Below are 18126 nucleotides of genomic sequence, written 5' to 3' on the forward strand. Positions count from 1 at the left end.
GCGCGAAGACGAATATCGACGACGGATCGCGCGGCTCGAGGAGCGGATGAGACGCAGCGCGCGCTCGACGACGCGAAGATGCTGCCGATGCGAACGCACGGGATCACGGGATCAGAGAAGAAACAGCTTATCGGCAAATCAAGCGGCAGGCGATGAAAAAGCGCATCGCCGCGCGTCGGCTCGCCGCGCAGATCGAGCAGGCCCGCGCGCTGCCGAGTCGGCCCGACTGGACGGGTCGCGGCTCATGCGCGCGCGTGTTCGCCCGAGTTCCCCGGCCGCACGAGGCCGAGATGATCGCGCAGCGTCGTCCCTTCGTATTCGGTCCGGAAGATTCCGCGCCGCTGCAGGATCGGCACGACGCCATCGACAAAATCCTGCAGGCCGCCCGGCAGCACGTCCGGCATCAGGTTGAAGCCGTCGGCCGCGCCGGCTTCGAACCAGTGCGCGATGTCGTCGGCGATCTGTTCAGGCGTGCCGACGATCACCCGATGTCCCGTGCCGCCCGCCATCGCGCGCATCAGCTCGCGCACCGTGTAGCGGTGCCGCCGCGCGCTCGCGAGCGTCGCCCGGAAGAACGTGTGATTGCCGTTGCCGCGGTCCGGCAGCGCGAGATCGTCGGGCAGCGGCGCGTCGGGCGCGAGCCGCTCGACCGGCACGCCGAGCGTGCCCGCGAGCCGGTTCAGGCTGTAGCGCAGCGGGATCAGGTCGACGAGCGCGTCGCGGCGGCGCAGCGCGTCGGCTTCGGTCGCGCCGACGATCGTCGTGAGGCCCGGCAGCACCTTGATGTCGCCGCGGCCGAACGCGGCCGCCGCGGCCTTCAGCTCGCGTGCGTAGCCGAGCGCCTCGTCGAACGATTGCGATGCGGAGAACACCGCCTCCGCGTGCCGCGCGGCGAACGCGCGCCCGTCGGCCGAGCCGCCCGCCTGCACGAGCACCGGATGCCCTTGCGGCGGACGCGGCAGGTTCAGCGGCCCGTGCACGCGAAAATGCGCGCCGCGATGCGCGATCGGCCGCACCTTGCGCGTGTCGACGAAGCGGCCGTTCGCCTTGTCCCCGATGAGCGCGTCGTCGTCCCAGCTGTCCCACAGCGCCTTCACGATTTCGACGAATTCAGCCGCGCGCGCATAGCGCTCCACATGGTCGGGCACTGCATCGAGGCCGAAGTTGCGCGCGGAGCCGGGATCGGCCGTCGTCACGACGTTCCAGCCGGCGCGTCCGTCGCTCGCGTGATCGAGCGACGCGAAGCGGCGTGCGAGATTGAACGGCTCGTTGTAGCTCGTCGACGCCGTGCCGATGAGGCCGATATGGGTCGTCGCGGCGGCGATCGTCGCGAGCAGGATCGTCGGTTCGAGCGCGGTGATCGGACGAAAATCGATCTGATCGACGATCGACGCGTTATCCGCGAGAAACACCGCGTCGAACTTCGCCGCCTCGGCGATCCGCGCGACCCGCACGTAGTGCCTGACGTCGACGAACGCGCGCGGATCGGCTTCGTCGACCCGCCATGCGGACGGCACGAAGCCCGAATGCAGGATGTTGACGTTCAGATGCAGTTGCCGGGGCGACAGCCGTTTCAGGAAGCGGGTCATCGATGATCGTGGAAAGCGGCGCGGAACCGGCGAACCGGCGACGGCGCGCGTCGATGCGTGCTTCGACTCGCACTGCGCGGCCGCGCCGCTATCGGGCCGCGTCGCCGCTCACTCAATGCAGCTTCGGAAAGCCATGCCGCTCGGCGAGCAGTTCGAGGATGCGGCGCGAATCGGTGACGAAGCGCCTGTCGCCGAGCGTCAGCGCATCGTCGGGCGGCGGCGCGCCGTCGCCGAAGACGAGCACGGGCAGCCCCTGGTGATCGGCGTCGAGCGCGGCGATCGCCGCTTCGCGCGGCCGCGCGAACGGCAGCCGTCGAATGTCGAGACGCGCCTGCTTCGACGGATCGCTCGCGAGCAAGCCTTCGATCGGCACGCTGCCGGGGCAGACGAAACGCTCGCCCGGATGTTGGGGATCGGTGAATCCGGGTTCCAGCAGGAGCAGCAGATCTCGGCTCATCGGCGGTCGGCCTCGCTTGCGAAGCGTGTCGTTGGGAATGCCGGCGATTCTGGGCCGATCGGATGCGCGCCGCCACGAATTTATCCGCAGATCGATATGCGCGGCGGCGCTAAGCGGGCGGCGGCGACGTGATCGACGCGTCATGGCAAGGCGCGTCGCGCGGCGCGACTCGGCGCACTGCTGCACCGCACAACACATCGGGCGCGCGCCGCCCCGCCCGAAGCGCCGGGGTTCAGCGCGCCGGCCACACGGCCCCGCGCAAACGACATCCCATCGACCGAATCGCTCCGCCCCGCGCCGCCCAACCAATACATCGAACACTGACTCAGTTGACAGAGATCAAATCACGGCGTAGCGTTCATTGCATAACGATCGTTATTAAAAAGAGTCGCCGGATTCCGTGCACGGAACCAGGACGGCTCGACCTTCCGTGTCCGCCCTCGATGCGCCAGTTCGATGCGGACGCACTACAAATTCGCAAGATATGGAGAGACCCGATGTCCGCTATTGTCCGCCGCGATGTCCGCTTCGCCCTCCCGCCCGATCGCATCAGCGATTGGCACGTGAACGGCGTGGCCAACACGCATTACTTCAACGCGCTGTCGCTGATGTTCCCGGCAGGCGAGCGCTTTTTCATCGATTCGGTCCGCCATTACCGGGACCGCATTCAGGATCCCGAACTACAGAAGCAGGTTCAGGGCTTCATCGGGCAGGAGGCGATGCACAGCCGCGAACACGTCGAATTCAACGACGTCGCCGAAGCGGCCGGCTATCCGGCTCACCGGCTCGACCGAGGCTTCTGGAAATTCACGGGCCTGATGCAGAAGGTGTTGCCGCCGCCGCTTCGGCTCGCGCAGACGATCGCGTTCGAGCACTACACGGCGATCATGACCGACATGCTGCTCAGCAATTTCGAGCATTTCCACGACTCGGTCGACGCGTACGCGAACATGTGGCTCTGGCACTCGATGGAGGAGACCGAGCACAAGGCGGTCGCGTTCGACGTGTGGAACGCGGTGATGAAGCCGGGGCCGATGCGCTATCTGATGCGCGTCGGATCGATGGTGCTGACGAGCGCCGTGTTCTGGGGAACGAACTTCTATTTCCACATGGTGCTCATGAACGCACACCGGCGCATGCACGGCAGGGTCCCCGGCAAGTGGGCGTTCATGCGATTCTTCTTGAAGGGGTTCGTGAAGTTGGTGCCGCGAACGCTCGCCTACTTCAAGCCTGGCTTCCATCCTTGGGATCACGACAACCGCAAGCACTTCGCGACGCTCGGCCGGCTGCTCGCGAACATCGACGCGAGCAACGCGCGATATGCAGCGAATGCGGCGCCGCGGCGCATTCCGCTGCATCCGATGACGGCGCAAGTGAACTGAACGCAGCGCGCTCACCGACACGCGATGCGTCGGCGAGCGCCGCGCTGTTCGCAGGCACGAGCGCGACGGCCTCGCGTCGAAACGCTCGGCTCATCCAATCTCACGCAAACGGTGTATTCCATGTCTTCGACTTCGACACAGCGGCGCGACCAGCCGCAAGCCTCGCCGTGGCTATCGCTGATCACGCGCCTGCTCGGCGTGTCGTTCCTGCTGTTCTTCGGCACGGCGATCGTCACGATCCTGCTCGGCATCGACCATCAGATCGCGGACGATCCCGTCGGCCTTCTGGTATTGCGCCTCGTGCGCTGGGGCGGCGTGCACGGCGGCGGCGAGCACTACGAATTGATGATCTCGGCGATCTACGTCGTGTGGGGCGTCTTCCTGTGGGAGGCCGCCAACGATCCGTTCGAGCACAAGCTGTTTCTCGACTTCACGGTCGTCGCGAACGTCGCCCATTTCGGCCTGATGTTCGTGCAGGGTCTGATGATGCCGGGCGAGCGCATCCATCTGGTGGGCGACGTCGCGCTCGGCTGGTTCGCGCTCGCGCTGTTCGCCGCCACGTGGATTCCGGCCCGGAGCAAGGCGGCAAGGCTGCAGATCTCGAATTCCGGCCGCTGATTCGACTCCCGCATGCGCATGAGCGGTTGCCGTGCCCGCCGCCGCGCCGCGATTGCCGATCGCGCCGTGGCGGCGGGCCCGACGCTGCGCGATGCTGCGTTGCGTGACGCGCGTCGCGACGAGATGAGGCGCGTCGCATCGCGACGAGATGAGGTGAGGCGAGACGAGACGATCGTCGAACATGTTCGCCGCGCATCGATCGCCGACGGCAAGCAAGTTGCGCCGTCGCGCGAACCCACGCAGCCGCATAAGAGTCGCACGAATCGTTCGTTGTCCGGGCGGGCCCGCGCCGTTTAAGGTTGTCTCTTTTCGCGCCCATGCCCCGCCAGGACCTCCAATGGCCATCTCCACGCCCGATTTCACGCAGCGGCGAGCCGCGACGCCCGCCGCTGCCGCTGCCGCGCCCCGCGCCGATGCGCCGGGCGCCGCCGCGCACGAACGCGCAATCGCCGATGCCGCGCTCCTGTTCGACGACGATCCGCTGATCCGCCGCTTCGCGCCGGTGTTCGATCGCATCGCGCAAGGCGCGGCCGCGCGCGACCAGCATCGCGACCTGCCGTACGAGCCCGTCGAGTGGCTGCGCGACGCCGGCTTCACGAAGCTGCGCGTACCGCGCCTCGCGGGCGGCGACGGCGTCGGTCTCGCGCAGTTCTTTGCGCTGATCGCACGGCTCGGCGAAGCGGATTCGAACCTGCCGCAGATCCTGCGCGTGCACAGCGGCTTCGTCGAGATGCTGCACGAAAGCGACGACGGCGCGCTGCGCGATCGCTGGTTCGCGCGCATTGCGCAAGGGACGATCGTCGGCGGCGCGACGGCCGAGCGAACCGCCGTCACGAGCAATACCGTGCGGCTGTCGCGCGAGAACGGCAAGCTGTATCTCGACGGCGAGAAGTACTACACGACGGGCACGCTGTATGCGGACTGGGTCGACGTGACCGCGAACGACGGCGACGCCGACCTGCGCGTGCTCGTGCCGGCCGATACGCACGGCGTCGAGCGCATCGACGATTGGGACGGCTTCGGCCAGCGCTTGACGGGCAGCGGGACGACGCGCTTCACGCGCGTCGAGGTGGAGCCGGACAACATCTATCGCCGCTTCGACGCATCGCAGCCGCGCGGCAGCAGCCTGCTGACCGCGTACTTCCAGACGCTGCATCTCGCGAACCTCGCGGGCATCTCGCGCGCGGTGCTGCGCGACGCGGTCGAGTTCACGCGCGACCGCACGCGCACGTTCGGCGTGCCGGGCGCGTCGAACCCGCGTCACGATCCGCTCGTGCAGCGCGTGATCGGGCGGCTCGCGAGCCTCGCCTACTCGACGCAGAGCGTCGTCGCGGCGATCGCGCAAACGCTCGACGCGATATCCGCCGCGCGCGCGGCCGGCGACGCGACCGACGATGCTTACGTGCGCGTCGACATCCAGGCGTTCCAGGCGCAGCAGATCGTCCTCGCGCAGACGCTCGAGGCCGCGACGCTGCTGTTCGAAGTGGGCGGCGCATCGGCGACGAGCGAGACGCGCCGCTTCGACCGCCACTGGCGCAACGCGCGCGTGCTCGCGTCACACAATCCGGCGATCGTCCGCGAAGCGGTGATCGGCAACTACTATCTGAACGGCGTCGGTCACAACGAGCGCTTCGGCGAGCGGATCGGGACCGCGCGGACGGACGCCGTGCGTTGACTGCCGCGTCGTCGCGCGGGCGCGGCGACGCGGCGTGACGTCGGAATCGGAATCGGATCGATGCTTCGGATGCTTCGAACCGCACGAACGGCGAATGTCGCCGATGCCGACGGCAACCGCCACGCATCCGATCATGACGATCGAAACCGCACGGGATGCGCGGGCTGCATGCGCGAACGCGCACTATCGTCATTCACAAATTCCTCATTCGCAAACGTGCGAATGTACGAACGTACGAACGCACACAAGCGACGCTCCATTCGATAGCGCCCGGCAGTCAAACGCGCACGAAACGCATCACGTGCGATCGCAGTCAGCGCGCTATTCGATCAGGAACCGCTCGCGATCTTGCCCCGCGATCCATGCGGGGGCGCGGCCGCGCCCTGTCCAGGTCGCGCCCGTTTCCGGATCGCGATAGCGCGGCTTCGGCAGCGAGTCGGCTTTCTTCGGGCGTCCGAGCCGCGGCGGAAACAGGTCTTTCTGCGTGAGACCGTACTTGACGATCTTTCTGCGGAGTTCGACGAGCACGTCGGGCAGTTCGGCCGCGCGCGCGGTCTTCGCCTGCTGCTTCAGAACATCTAATTGGGCAAGCAATTCCTTGTATGTTGCCATTACCATTTCCCCGTAGATTCCACTGCCTCTTTTCGACCGACAATCGATAACCGCGTTGTTGTGTTGAATAGTGTCGAAGTCAGTTTTCGGCTATCATAGCCCAATTAGGCCAAGGTGGACTATTTCGATTCAGCAGGGAGCATTCGCCCATGCTCCCTTCCATTCATCACCCTCGTTATGTCATTCTGCGCACGCATTTGCGGGCGCTGAGAAGAGCGGCAGGCCTCACCCAGACTCAATTGGCTGAGCGTCTGCGCATCGACCAGTCCTATCTCTCCAAGATCGAACGAGGAGAACGCTATGTCGATATTCTCCTTTATCTCGACTGGTGTCGTCATTGCGGCGTCGAGCCAAACCAGGCCGTATCGGAATTAATCGACGCGGGCGTCTGAAAGACGAGTGCGGCTTCATCTCGCCATTAGAAACGATTTGAAGCGCGGGCAGCGCCCGCCGCCTCGCTTGTCTGTGCGTTCGTTCGCATGTCGTCCGTCATGCCGCGCACGGCGCATACGAATATGCGTGTGATACCTGATACGCGATGCGCAGGTTCGCGGCATGCGATGCGTAGGGTACGTGCGATGCGAATCGCCTTGCGGACGTTTTCCGTAGCGTGGTCGAATCGATCGCGTGAGCCAACGCGGCGCGCCGCGCTGCGATCATGCCTGCAACTCCCGCACAATCGAAAGCCGCATCGCGCGCCGACATCGAGCGCGCCCGCAACGCCGCAGCGCACTGTTCCCATGCGATTCGAACGATGAAACGGCCGTCGAGCGCACCAGCGCATCCGTCGCGCAGCGACGCGACAGCGCGCCCGCCAGCGCAATCGACAACGGGCGCGAAAATGCATGCCGGCCGCCGCCCGATCGCCTTCGCCTGGCGCTGCGCCACGCTCACCCGTCCGTCGGCGACGTGAGCGGCGCGCGCCGCCCCGCCTGATACACGTAGTAGTACGCGGTCAGCACGGCGATCCACAGCGGCCCGATGACGAGCGCGACGCGCGTGTCGGGCGAAAACGCCATCAGCACGACGACGAAGGCGAGAAACGCGAGCGCGACGAACGACGATACCGGATGGAACGGCACGCGCAGCGGCAATCGCGCAAGACGCTCGGCCGACACGCGGCGGCGAAAGCGCAACTGCGCGATCAGGATCACGCACCAGGTCCAGATCGCGCCGAACGTCGATACCGACGTGAGCCACACGAACACCTTCTGAGGCGCGAAGTAGTTGAGCACGACGCCGACGAACAGCAGCGCCGCCGAGATCAGCACGCCGTACACCGGCACGCCGCGCCGGCTCACCGATGCGAGCCGCCCGGGCGCCTGCCCCTGCTCGGCGAGATTGAACAGCATCCGCGCGGTGCTGAAGATCCCGCTGTTGCACGACGACAGCGCCGCCGTCAGCACGACGAAGTTGATGATGCCGGCGGCGGCCGGAATGCCGAGCCGCGAGAACGTCATCACGAACGGGCTGCCTTGCGTGCCGATCTGGTTCCACGGGTAGATCGACATGATCACGAACAGCGCGCCGACATAGAAAATCACGACGCGCCAGAACACCGAGTTCACCGCCTTCGCGAGCGACTTCTCGGGATTGCGCGCCTCGCCCGCCGTGAGCCCGAGCATCTCGACGCCGAGATACGCGAACATCACGATCGGCAGCGCGTCGACGACGCCCGACAAGCCGTTCGGCATGAAGCCGCCGTGCGCCCACAGATTCGAGATGCCGGTCGGCACGCCGCCGTTGCCGACGCCCGCGACGATCATCAGTCCGCCGCTCGCGATCATCAGCACGATCGTCACGATCTTGATCAGCGCAAACCAGAATTCGAACTCGCCGTACAGCTTGACCGCAATGAAGTTCACCGCGCCCATCACGATCAGCGCGGCGAACGTCCAGATCCAGTTCGGCACGTCGGGAAACCACATGTGCATGTAGACGCCGACCGCGGTGATTTCCGCCATGCACGTGACGATCCACATGAACCAGTAGGTCCAGCCCGTCAGATAGCCGGCGAGCGGCCCGATGTAGTCCTGCGCGTAGCGGCTGAACGCGCCCGCGACCGGATTGTCGATCGCCATTTCGCCGAGCGCGCGCATGATGAGGAAGATCGCGATGCCGCCGAGGATATAGGTCAGCAGGATCGCCGGGCCGGCGGAGCGAATCGCGGTGGCGGAGCCGAGAAAGAGGCCGACGCCGATCGTCGCGCCGAGCGCCATCAGGTTGATGTGCTGCTCCTCCAGGCCGCGGGTGCAGCCGTTCGTCTTGTGAAGTCACCCATGTCTCCTGTCGGCGCGCGGGCATGCGCCGCTGTGATGTCGTGTCAAGGAAAGACCGTGGCGTATCACGCGCGGCGGACGACGTCACGGCCTGCGGCCCCGGCCGCGTGCTCCGCCGCTGCCGACCGCTTCGCGAAGACGGCGCGACGCCCGGCGGCAAATCCGATCACCGTCCGCCCGACCGAAAACGAATCGCGATCGACCCGCTTCATTCCGTCAATCTCGACGATGCGGCGCGGCGGTCAGATTCGTCCGGGTGCGCGACGCATCGCGCGACGCGCGTCCGATCGTGCCGAAGCACGCGCGCATCGTCGCCGCCCGACAAGCATGAACAAGCCGCGCGTGCCGCAGGCGCGCATCCGTTTCGCGTTGCTCGGGAAGTCGACGACGAGCGGGCGAGCCTCGCAACCTGTGCCGGCGCCCGGATCGGCATTGCACGCTCGGTCGAAATGCAGCGGCAATTATATGAAGAATACGGCGCGCATCGCCAGCCGTTTCTGTCGCGTTCGGGCGGCACTGTGGCGGCGCGAACGCCGTGCCGCTCACGCGCCGCGGATGAAACCGGTGCCGCCGCAGAAGCGGCGAAGGCATGCAGCGCGACGAGACATGGCGAGCCCTTTCTTGGTTCGCTTCATCACGCCCTGCCACGCCTCGCCTCATCACGCGTCGCCGCATCGCGCCGCGCGCATCGCCGGCGCGCGATGCGAACGAAACCCGTCCCGGCCGATCGACCGACGCGCTACGCTATTCGCCGCACCGCCATCGCCGCCTGCCGCCGCCGACGCTCACGCAGCCGCCGGCCAGAACACGAGCGCACGCACCTCGATGCTCCGGCGCGGCGCGGCAGCCGCGCGCGTCGTCGGATCGTCGAACGCGGTGTGCGCGGTGAGGCGAGCGCGGCCGTCGTCGAGCGAATCGTAGATCTTCAGCAGCAGCGTCTCGTCGGCGCGCAGCCGCGGAAAGTAGAACCAGCGGTGCGCGGGATTCGCGACGACCGAATAGGTCTCGCCGATCTTGTCGCGATAGACGAGATCGCCCGGCACCAGATCGTCGGGCGCGATCGTGCGCGCATCGCACAACGCGAGCGGCAGCCGTTCGACGACGTCGAGCGGACGCCAGACATTGATGATCGCGAAGCGCTGCCTCAGACGCGCTTCGGCCTCGTCGGCGGGCAGATGGTCGCGCACGCGGCGCGGCGCCGACACGAACGTCTGGTCGTTGTGCACGCGCCGCACCGGCTCGCGCAACGCCGACGTCGCGCGCGAGCCGTGCGCGCTGTCGCGCAGCGTGTGATCGAAGATGACGACCTTCTCGGCGCCCGTCGCCGCGCGCAGCAGCGCGTCGACTTCCGCGTAGTAGATCGAGCGGATCGCCGCGTCGTCGGCAAAATCCGCGAGCGCGGTGCGATGCGCGACGAGCTCGAAGCCGCTTGCATCGAGCCCGAGCGCGCCCGCGGCCGCGAGCGGCCGCGCGTCGCGAATCGTCACGCGACGCGGCTCCAGCTCGCCCGTCGCCCACGGCGTGCCGGGCGGCGGCTCGAACATGTACGACACCGGGCGCGCGACGCCCTTCGCCAGGTAGTTGACCTCCGCTTCGATCTCGCCGCCTTCCCGCGCAGGCGGCCGCTCTTCGATGACCGTGCTCATCGCGGCTACTCCTCGTCAGAACGCTTCGTTGTACGGACGCAGATCGAGCTCCTGCGTCCACGCGCTGCGGTGCTGCACATGCAGCTGCCAGTAACTCTCGGCAATCGCGTCGGGCGACAGCAGCCCGTCCGCGCCCGCTTGCGCGGCCCGGTCGGGCGCCGCGCCGCGCAGGCGCTCGCCGTCGATGCCGCCGTCGATCACCGCGTGCGCGACGTGAATGCCGCGCGGCCCGAACTCGCGCGCGAGCGTCTGCGCGAGCGAACGCAGGCCGGCCTTCGCCGACGCGAACGCGGCAAACGGCGGGCGGCCGCGCAGCGACGCCGTCGCGCCCGTGAACAGCAGGCTGCGGGGCGCGTCATCGCTCGCGTCGAGCAGCTGCGCGAGCGTCGCCTTCGCGAACAGGAAGCCGCCGATCACGTTCGTGCGCCACGCGTTCTCGAATTGCGCGGCGCTCAGCTCGAGCGTCGGCGCGCGCACCGCGTTGCCCGCGTTGAACACCGCGGCCCGCAGCGTGCCGAGGGTGCGCACTTCGACGGCAAGGCGCTCGACATCGGCTTCGCTCGCGATGTCGCCGCTCGCGACGTGCGCGATGCCGCCTTGCGCGCGAATCTCGTCCGCGACCGCTGCGACGCGCTCGTGCGTGCGCCCCGTCAGCACGACCGCGAAGCCGCTGCGCGCGAAGCGCCGGCCGACGGCCGCGCCGAGCCCGGCGCTCGCGCCGACGCCCGCGATCCATGCGAGCGGAATGGAAGAAGATGACTCTGTATCGATCGTCATATCGGCGAACCCTATATCGTCTGTCGCGCGCGTGAAACGAAGAAAACGAGATATGTTTATCAGGAGGGCTGCGAACGCGCGCGTTGAAGGAGCGTTGAGCATAGAGCGTTTTTAAAACCCTGTAGGCCGCGCAGTCTTGTGGGCGCGCAACGTGAGCGAGCGAGCGGCGGCGAGCGGCGGCGAGCGGCCGGCGGGACGTTCGAGCGGGTGTTCGCGGCATGTGTCGATCGATGTGCGGCGGAGCGGTGTCGCAGGCGATCGTCGTGCGCGGACGATCGCTTCCGTCGTCGAACGAGTCGATGAAATTTCGATGGCGATGCGCAAAGCGATCCGTTGAAACGGCGCGATCACACGGTCGCCTCCAACGGGAAATTCGAGATCGGGATCGGGACCGGTGCCGAAACAGCCGTCATCGCATGAATCGCGGAACGCGAATGGCTCGAACGTGCGCATCCGGACGAGCCGGCGTTGCGCCCGCTCGCAGCGACCGCCGACCGTCGATCATCACCCGCAGCATCGTCACGATGGTCGTCGAGACGTCGAACGCGATCCGAACGACGCCACCCCGCCGACGCGCCACGATGCATGGACGCCGTTCGAGCGCCCTGCGCGACCGGCCGCGACGACGGCCCCGGAAAACAGCGGAGGACAATCGAGTCGACCGAGCTCCGCCCGAACGCTCACGCTTCGCGCTCGCCCGAGGGCCGCCGCGAGCACATGCCGTCGCCCGTCAGCCGCCCGCCATCACGCCGCCTGCCCCGCCCCTCGCCGCACGAAGCCGCACATCGCGAGCGCGACGGCGGCGAGCGCCGCGCCGGTGAAGAACGTCGTCGGCGCGCCGTGGTGCTCCCACAGCCAGCCGGCGAGCGCGCTCGCCGCCAGCATCGCGACCCCGCCCGCGAGATTGAACACGCCGAACGCGGTGCCGCGCAGGTCCGACGGCGCGGTTTCCGCGACGAGCGCCGCCAGCATCCCCTGCGTGAAGCCCATGTGCAGCCCCCACACGGCGACGCCCGCGAAGAGCGCCGTCGGCGACGCGCTCGCGCCCAGCAGCAGATCGGCCGCGATCAGGAGCAGCATGCCGGCCGCGAGCGGCGCGCGCGCGCCGAAGCGGTCCGACACGATGCCGACCGGATACGCGGACGCCGCATACGCGACGCTCATCACGACCATGACGGCCGGAATCCACGCGATGTCGAGACCCGCCTGCTGCGCGCGCAGCACGAGGAACGCCTCGCTGAAGCGCGCGAGCGTGAACGCGGTGCCGATCACCACGACGAACCAATAGCGCCCCGAAAACTCGCGCAGCGCGCGCCAGCGCAGCGGCGAGCGAAACGCGCGCGCGGCGGCGGGCGCGTGCGCCGGCTCGTCGACGCCGATCAGGATCAGCGCGACCGCCAGGAAGGCGGGCGCCACCGCGAACCACAGCACGATTCGGATGTGATCGGCGAACGCGAGCATCAGCGCGATCGCGAGCAGCGGGCCCGCGAACGCGCCGACCGTATCCATCGACTGGCGCAGCCCGAAGCACGCGCCGCGGATCTCGGGCGGCGCGATGTCAGCGACGAGCGCGTCGCGCGGCGCGCCGCGGATGCCCTTGCCGACGCGGTCGAGCAGCCGCGCGGCGGCGACCGTCGACGGCCCGCCCGCGAGCGGGAACAGCGGCTTCGTCAGCGCGGCGAGCCCGTAGCCGAACAGGAGCAGCGCCTTGCGCCGGCCGAGCCAGTCGCTCAGCGCGCCGGAGAAGATCTTGACGATCATCGCGGTCGCCTCGGCCGCGCCTTCGAGCACGCCGAGCGCCGCGACGCTCATCCCCATCGTCGTGACGAGATAGATCGGCAGCAGCGCATGGATCAGCTCGGACGACAGGTCCATGCACAGGCTGACGAAGCCGAGCGCCCAGACGGTGCGCGGAATCGGCGGACGGACGGAGGAAGCGGGACGCGCTGGCATGGGCGGGTTCTTGACCGGTCGGGATGGGTTTCGTGTGCGAAGCGTCGAAGCAACAGCGCGCCGCAGCGGCGCGGCCGACATCCGCTCGGCGCGCCGCCGCCGCGATCGGTGCGCGGCTAGTCCGCCAACCCGGCGCGCACCGGATAGCCGCCGCCGTCGCCCGGCTCGACGGGCGACGCGACATAGCGCGCGGCGTCAAAGTCGGCGGGCAGCGGCTCGACCGGATAGCCGAGCTTTTCCCACGCATCGAGGCCGCCCTTCAGCGCGAGCGCGTGGCGGATGCGCTTGCGCTGCAACTGGCTGACGATGCGCTTCGCGGTCGCCTCGTTCGGGCACACGCAGTAGACGACGATCGGCCGCGTCATCAGGTCGGGATGCAGCGGATCGGGCGAATCGAGATCGAGCGGATAGGCGCCCGCGATCCGGTACGCCTCCTTGTCGCGCACCGCGCGCGGCCGCGCGTCGAAAACGACGGGCGGCGCGGCCGACTTCAGCATCGCGTCGAGCTGCTGCGGGCTGATGCGGATCTTCGCGAGCCAGTGGCGGAAGCGGACGCGCATCACCCAGCGGTACAGCACGAACGTGACGAAGATCGCCGCGAACGCGTCGAACAGCGTGCCGCCGCTCGCGCTCACCCACTGCATCAGCCGCGCGATCTCGTCGTGCAGCGCCGCGCCGCCGAAGAGCCACACGCTCGCCCACAGCGACGCGCCGGCGACGTCCCACAGCAGGAACACCCAGACGGCGACGGCCGTCGTGCCGAGAAGCGGCGCGGACACGAGTCCGAGGCCCGGCAGGAATTTCGCGAGCACGAGGAGCGGCGCACCATGCTTCTCGAACACCTTGCGCGCGACGCGCAGCGTCGTGTCGAGCGACAGCGAGAAGCGCACGAGCGCGTTCAGGAGCCGCCGGCCGCGCGCGCGGCCGGCGAAAAACCACATCGAATCGGCGAGCACCGTCGCGGCGACCGCCGCGCCGAGCATGCTCGCATAGGACGCCTGGCCCATCGCCGCCATCGTGCCGCCGACGATCAGCATCGGCACGGCCGGAACGGGCATGCCGAGTTGCGTGACGAGCACGCTGGCGAACACGGCCCACGGGCCGAGCGACGCGGGAATAGCCTGGGGAAAATGCCACACGGGCGCACCTCGAACGCGACGAATGCCGAGCCGGGTGGCGTCGGCGCCCGCGGACCGCCGCGGCGCCGGCCGCGGCGCGTGCGCGGCGTAGATCGGCAACCCGCATTCTAAACGCGTTTCATGACCCGCTCGTGCAAGCGCGCGAGCGCGTGCGTCCGCCCGGCTTCGAGAAACCGGGCGGAATCGGGAACGACGGCGAACCGCGGCAGCGCGCGGCCCGCGCCTACTCGGACACTTCGATGACGACCTTCAGCGCGCGCGTGTTCGCCGCGTGGCCGAAGGTTTCGTACGCCTGTCCGATGTCGGCGAGCCGAAAACGGTGCGTGATCAGCTGCTTCGGATCGAGCCGCCCCGCGCCGACGGTCTTCAGCAGCATCGGCGTGCTCGACGTGTCGACGAGCCGCGTCGTGATCGTGATGTTGCGGTCCCACAGCGTCTCGAGATGCAGGTCCGCCTTCACGCCGTGCACGCCGACGTTCGCGATCACGCCGCCCGGCGCGATGATCTGCTGGCACAGCTCGAACGACGCGGGAATGCCGACCGCCTCGATCGCGCAGTCGACGCCGGCGCCCGTCAGCGCCTTCACCTCGGCGACCGCGTCGACCTGGCCGTTGTCGACGCACGCGGTCGCGCCGAAGCGCTTCGCGACCGCGAGCCGGTTCGAGTCCGGATCGATCATCACGATCTGCGCGGGCGAATAGAACTGCGCGGTCAACAGCGCGGCGAGCCCGATCGGCCCCGCCCCGACGATCGCGACCGTGCAGCCCGGCTGCACACGGCCGTTCAGCACGCCGCACTCGAAGCCCGTCGGCAGGATGTCGGACAGCATCACGAGCGCCTCCTCGTCCGCGCCCGGCGGAATCCGGTACAAGCTCGTCTGCGCGTGCGGGATCCGCACGTATTCGGCCTGCGTGCCGTCGATCCGGTTGCCGAGGATCCAGCCGCCCGTCGCGCAGTGCGAATACATCCCGCGCCGGCAGTATTCGCACTGGCCGCACGACGAGATGCACGAGATCAGCACACGATCGCCCTCCTTCAGCGTGCTCACCGCGGCGCCCACGCGATGCACGACGCCGACGCCCTCGTGGCCGAGAATGCGCCCCGGCTCGCAGCTCGGCACGTCGCCTTTCAGGATGTGCAGGTCGGTGCCGCAGATCGTCGTGCGCGTGACGCGCACGATGACGTCCGTCGGCGCCGCCAATTCCGGCATCGGGCGCTCGTCCAGCGATTTGCCGCCGGGCCCGTGATACACCAGCGCTTTCATGTCGTCTCTCCGCTCGCGGGGCGTGGGATGCCCCTCGCGCCCCACTCTAGGCGCTTGCCGCGCGCGCCGGTTGACGCGAATCAAGCGCCGCGGCCCGTCCGCGTGCGGCGCCCGCGCGCAGCGTCCGCCCGCGGCCGGACGGCCGGACGGCCGGACGGGCTTTGATCTGAGTCAAGCGCCCCGCCCGCGCGCTTCATAGACTGGGGGCATACGCACAGACGGCGCACGGGGCGCCGGAACCAAGGAGAACGAGCGATGAGCTACAAGAGCATCCTGGTCCATCTCGACACGAGCGACCGCGCGCGCGCGCGGCTCGAAACCGCGCTGACGCTCGCGCGCCAGTTCGGCGCCTACCTGACGGCGATCTTCGCGATCTACACGCCGGAGCCGACGTCGTTCTACGTGATGGCGGGCACCGCCGACTACTTCTCCGATCAGGAGAAGCGGCGCGGCGAGAAGCGCGCGGCGCTCGAGCGGCTGTTCCACGCGGAGTTGACGCGCGCGAACGTGCAGGGCCAGTGGCTCGTCGCCGATGCGCGCGCGAACGAATCGGTGCCGCATTACGCACGCTACGCGGACCTCGTGATCGCCGGCCAGACCGATCCGGACGACCCCGAAACCTACGTAGACGACAGCTTCCCCGACACGCTCGTGCTGTCGGCGGGCCGCCCGGTGCTGCTGCTGCCGTACGCGGGCATGCCGTCCGCGCTCGGCACGCGCGTGCTCGTCGCGTGGGACGGCAGCCGCGAGGCGACGCGGGCCGTCCACGACGCGGCGCCGTTCCTCGCGCTCGCGACGAAAACGACGATCGTCACCGTGAACGGCGCCACGCAGGAGCCGCCCGGCGGGCGGATTCCGGGCGCCGACATCGCGCTCACGCTCGCGCGCCATCACGCGAACATCGACGTGCGCGACCTGGAGCGCTCGCGCGACTCGTCGATCGGCGACGTGCTGCTGTCGCACGCGTACGAATCCGGCACCGACCTGCTCGTGATGGGCGCGTACGGCCACGCGCGCTGGAAGGAGCTGATTCTCGGCGGCGTGACGCGCACGATCCTCGCATCGATGACGGTGCCGGTGCTGATGTCGCACTGAGCCGCGCAACGGCGCGCGCCTCCGCAGCCGCCCGAAGAGGCGCGCGGACGGCAAGCCGCGCGGGCGCGCAGGCCGCCGCTCGCGGCCCCGCGCGCCCGATCCGGGTCAGTCGGGCGGCGCGTTGCGCGGCCGACGATGACCGAACGAAAGGGGTGTTGGGAGACAAACATGTATTCGATCATTCTTGTCGCGCTCGACGGCAGCGAGACCGCGTCGCACGCGCTCGACGCGGCGCTGCAGCTCGCCGTCGACACGGGCGCGCGGCTCGTGCCCGTCTACGTCGTCGACATGCCGGTGTTCGCATTCGACACGCCGGGCTACGACCCGTCGATCCTCATCGACGCGTTTCGCGAGGAAGGCCGGCGCGTGCTCGACGACGCGCAGAGCCGGATGACGCGGCGCGGCGTCGCCGGCGCGCCGCGGCTCATCGAAGTCGAGCCGCCGGGCGAGGACATCGCCGAGCGCCTCGAACGCGCGGCCCGCGAGATCGGCGCGAGCCTGATCGTGATGGGCACGCACGGCCGGCGCGGCGTGCGCCGGCTGATGCTCGGCAGCGTCGCCGAGCGGCTGCTGCGCCATGCCCGCTGCCCGGTAATGATGATCCCGGCCCGCAGCGTGCCGGCCGACGACGCGAACGCCACTCATCCGACGGAGACTGCGTGATGAAATTCAAGACTTTGCTCGTCCATGTCGACGACAGCCGCCAGAGCGACGCGCGCACCGAGTTCGCGCTCGACCTCGCGCGGCGCTGGGACGCACATGTGATCGGCCTGTACGTCGTGTGCCAGGATCTGATGCGGCCGCTCTTTCGCAGCGACGAAAGCCTGCGTCTCGCGGCGAACGAGGCTCAGCACGCCGCACGGCGCGACGACGCGCAGGCGCGCTTCACGGCAGCGGGCGAACGCGCGGGCGTCAACTTCGAATGGCGCGCGCCGGCCGGCCCGCCCACCGACGTCGCGACGCTGCATGCGCGCCACGCGGACCTCGTCGTGCTCGGCCAGCCCGATCCGGGCGACGACACGGCATACATCGAGCAGCATTTCATCGACGACGTCGTGATGAGCTGCGGCGTGCCGGCGATCGTGCTGCCGTTCACGGGCGCGATGCGCACGTTCGGCGAGAACGTGCTGGTCGCGTGGGACGGCGGCCGCGAGGCTGCGCGTGCGGTCACGGACGCGCTGCCGATCCTCAGGCGCGCGCGCTTCGTGACGGTGGAAAGCATCCTGCGCCGCCGCAAGACGGGCGCCGATCTCGCGCCAGCCGGCATCGACGTCGCCGCGTACCTCGGCAGGCACGGCATCCAGGCGTCGTTCTCGACGTCGGCGCACGTGCCCGGCGTCGAAACGGGCGCGGCGCTGCTGAACCGCGCAGCCGACCTGCATGCGGACCTGCTCGTGCTCGGCGCGTACGGCCACACGCGGACGCACGAGCGCGTGCTCGGCGGCGTCACCCGGACGATGCTCGAATCGATGACGGTGCCGGTGCTGCTGTCGCACTGAGCGGCGCGGCGTCTGCGAGCCGGTGCCGGAACGGATACCGGGGCGCCGGCCCGGCGCTTGCCCGTCGGCTCGGCCCGGGCCGATATGCGCGAAAGGCGCCCGCTTCCGGACGCCTTTCGTTTTTTTACATCTCGCGCGAGC

General features: G+C 68.9%; 20 protein-coding genes. 8 read left to right on the top strand and 12 right to left on the bottom strand.

Features of this window, described 5'->3' with window-relative positions:
- Nucleotides 1-242 precede the first annotated feature (242 nt).
- Together BG90_RS27850 and BG90_RS27855 are read right to left on the bottom strand one after the other, a co-directional pair.
- Nucleotides 243-1589: an LLM class flavin-dependent oxidoreductase gene (locus BG90_RS27850; protein ID WP_010108667.1), complete on the bottom strand. Its 1347-nt coding sequence runs from the start codon at nt 1587-1589 to the stop codon at nt 243-245.
- Between the two features lie 112 nt (nt 1590-1701).
- The gene (locus tag BG90_RS27855) at nt 1702-2046 is read right to left on the bottom strand and encodes a DUF3088 domain-containing protein (protein WP_010108664.1); all 345 of its coding nucleotides are present in this window, start codon (nt 2044-2046) and stop codon (nt 1702-1704) included.
- A gap of 497 nt (nt 2047-2543) precedes the next feature.
- On the opposite strand from BG90_RS27855, the gene BG90_RS27860 reads away from it, so the two are divergent.
- The 4 genes from BG90_RS27860 to BG90_RS27875 all read left to right on the top strand — a co-directional run bounded on the left by BG90_RS27860 (nt 2544) and on the right by BG90_RS27875 (nt 5721).
- Entirely contained in the window at nt 2544-3428 is an 885-nt protein-coding gene (locus BG90_RS27860; RefSeq protein WP_010108663.1) for a metal-dependent hydrolase, read from the top strand.
- A gap of 120 nt (nt 3429-3548) precedes the next feature.
- Nucleotides 3549-4046, top strand: a complete 498-nt coding sequence (locus BG90_RS27865) for a DUF6632 domain-containing protein (RefSeq protein ID WP_010108662.1) — start codon at nt 3549-3551, stop codon at nt 4044-4046.
- A 12-nt stretch (nt 4047-4058) separates the two neighbouring features.
- Nucleotides 4059-4343, top strand: coding sequence for a hypothetical protein (locus BG90_RS27870; protein WP_010108661.1), 285 nt, complete (start codon nt 4059-4061; stop codon nt 4341-4343).
- Nucleotides 4344-4383: 40 nt separating this feature from the next.
- Entirely contained in the window at nt 4384-5721 is a 1338-nt protein-coding gene (locus tag BG90_RS27875; protein ID WP_045568483.1) for an acyl-CoA dehydrogenase family protein, read from the top strand.
- A 321-nt stretch (nt 5722-6042) separates the two neighbouring features.
- Here BG90_RS27875 and BG90_RS27880 read toward each other — a convergent pair whose 3' ends face one another.
- Nucleotides 6043-6333, bottom strand: coding sequence for an H-NS histone family protein (locus tag BG90_RS27880; protein WP_010108659.1), 291 nt, complete (start codon nt 6331-6333; stop codon nt 6043-6045).
- A 149-nt stretch (nt 6334-6482) separates the two neighbouring features.
- On the opposite strand from BG90_RS27880, the gene BG90_RS27885 reads away from it, so the two are divergent.
- The gene (locus BG90_RS27885; RefSeq protein WP_010108657.1) at nt 6483-6725 is read left to right on the top strand and encodes a helix-turn-helix domain-containing protein; all 243 of its coding nucleotides are present in this window, start codon (nt 6483-6485) and stop codon (nt 6723-6725) included.
- A gap of 97 nt (nt 6726-6822) precedes the next feature.
- On the opposite strand, the gene BG90_RS36310 is transcribed toward BG90_RS27885, so the two are convergent.
- The 9 genes from BG90_RS36310 to BG90_RS27925 all read right to left on the bottom strand — a co-directional run bounded on the left by BG90_RS36310 (nt 6823) and on the right by BG90_RS27925 (nt 15391).
- Nucleotides 6823-7221 (bottom strand): hypothetical protein, encoded by a 399-nt coding sequence (locus tag BG90_RS36310; RefSeq protein WP_158335924.1) that lies wholly within the window; start codon nt 7219-7221, stop codon nt 6823-6825.
- A 2-nt stretch (nt 7222-7223) separates the two neighbouring features.
- Nucleotides 7224-8552, bottom strand: coding sequence for an amino acid permease (locus BG90_RS27895; protein WP_010118373.1), 1329 nt, complete (start codon nt 8550-8552; stop codon nt 7224-7226).
- Nucleotides 8553-8677: 125 nt separating this feature from the next.
- The gene (locus BG90_RS36895; RefSeq protein WP_010118371.1) at nt 8678-8824 is read right to left on the bottom strand and encodes a hypothetical protein; all 147 of its coding nucleotides are present in this window, start codon (nt 8822-8824) and stop codon (nt 8678-8680) included.
- 573 nt (nt 8825-9397) lie between these two features.
- Nucleotides 9398-10258, bottom strand: a complete 861-nt coding sequence (locus BG90_RS27900) for a CmcJ/NvfI family oxidoreductase (RefSeq protein WP_010118367.1) — start codon at nt 10256-10258, stop codon at nt 9398-9400.
- A 15-nt stretch (nt 10259-10273) separates the two neighbouring features.
- Entirely contained in the window at nt 10274-11035 is a 762-nt protein-coding gene (locus BG90_RS27905; protein WP_010118365.1) for an SDR family NAD(P)-dependent oxidoreductase, read from the bottom strand.
- 111 nt (nt 11036-11146) lie between these two features.
- A complete protein-coding gene (locus tag BG90_RS27910) occupies nt 11147-11488 on the bottom strand; it encodes a protein kinase family protein (protein ID WP_010118363.1) in 342 nt (113 codons plus the stop codon).
- A gap of 291 nt (nt 11489-11779) precedes the next feature.
- On the bottom strand, nt 11780-12988 hold the full coding sequence (locus tag BG90_RS27915) for an MFS transporter (RefSeq protein ID WP_010118361.1): 1209 nt from the start codon (nt 12986-12988) through the stop codon (nt 11780-11782).
- Between the two features lie 116 nt (nt 12989-13104).
- Nucleotides 13105-14127, bottom strand: a complete 1023-nt coding sequence (locus tag BG90_RS27920) for a VTT domain-containing protein (RefSeq protein ID WP_025990194.1) — start codon at nt 14125-14127, stop codon at nt 13105-13107.
- A 223-nt stretch (nt 14128-14350) separates the two neighbouring features.
- Nucleotides 14351-15391, bottom strand: a complete 1041-nt coding sequence (locus BG90_RS27925; RefSeq protein ID WP_010108645.1) for a zinc-dependent alcohol dehydrogenase family protein — start codon at nt 15389-15391, stop codon at nt 14351-14353.
- Nucleotides 15392-15646: 255 nt separating this feature from the next.
- Between BG90_RS27925 and BG90_RS27930 the strand changes: the two genes are divergently transcribed.
- The 3 genes from BG90_RS27930 (at nt 15647) to BG90_RS27940 (ending at nt 17985) form a co-directional block, all read left to right on the top strand.
- Nucleotides 15647-16486 carry a universal stress protein gene (locus BG90_RS27930; RefSeq protein WP_010118357.1) on the top strand — a complete coding sequence of 280 codons (840 nt, stop codon included), beginning with the start codon at nt 15647-15649 and terminating at the stop codon, nt 16484-16486.
- A gap of 168 nt (nt 16487-16654) precedes the next feature.
- Nucleotides 16655-17149 (top strand): universal stress protein, encoded by a 495-nt coding sequence (locus BG90_RS27935; RefSeq protein ID WP_010108642.1) that lies wholly within the window; start codon nt 16655-16657, stop codon nt 17147-17149.
- Nucleotides 17149-17985, top strand: a complete 837-nt coding sequence (locus tag BG90_RS27940; protein ID WP_010108641.1) for a universal stress protein — start codon at nt 17149-17151, stop codon at nt 17983-17985. Before BG90_RS27935 ends, BG90_RS27940 begins: the two co-directional genes overlap by 1 nt.
- The last annotated feature ends 141 nt before the right edge of the window (nt 17986-18126 follow it).

The organism is Burkholderia oklahomensis C6786 (assembly GCF_000959365.1).
Classification (GTDB): domain Bacteria; phylum Pseudomonadota; class Gammaproteobacteria; order Burkholderiales; family Burkholderiaceae; genus Burkholderia; species Burkholderia oklahomensis.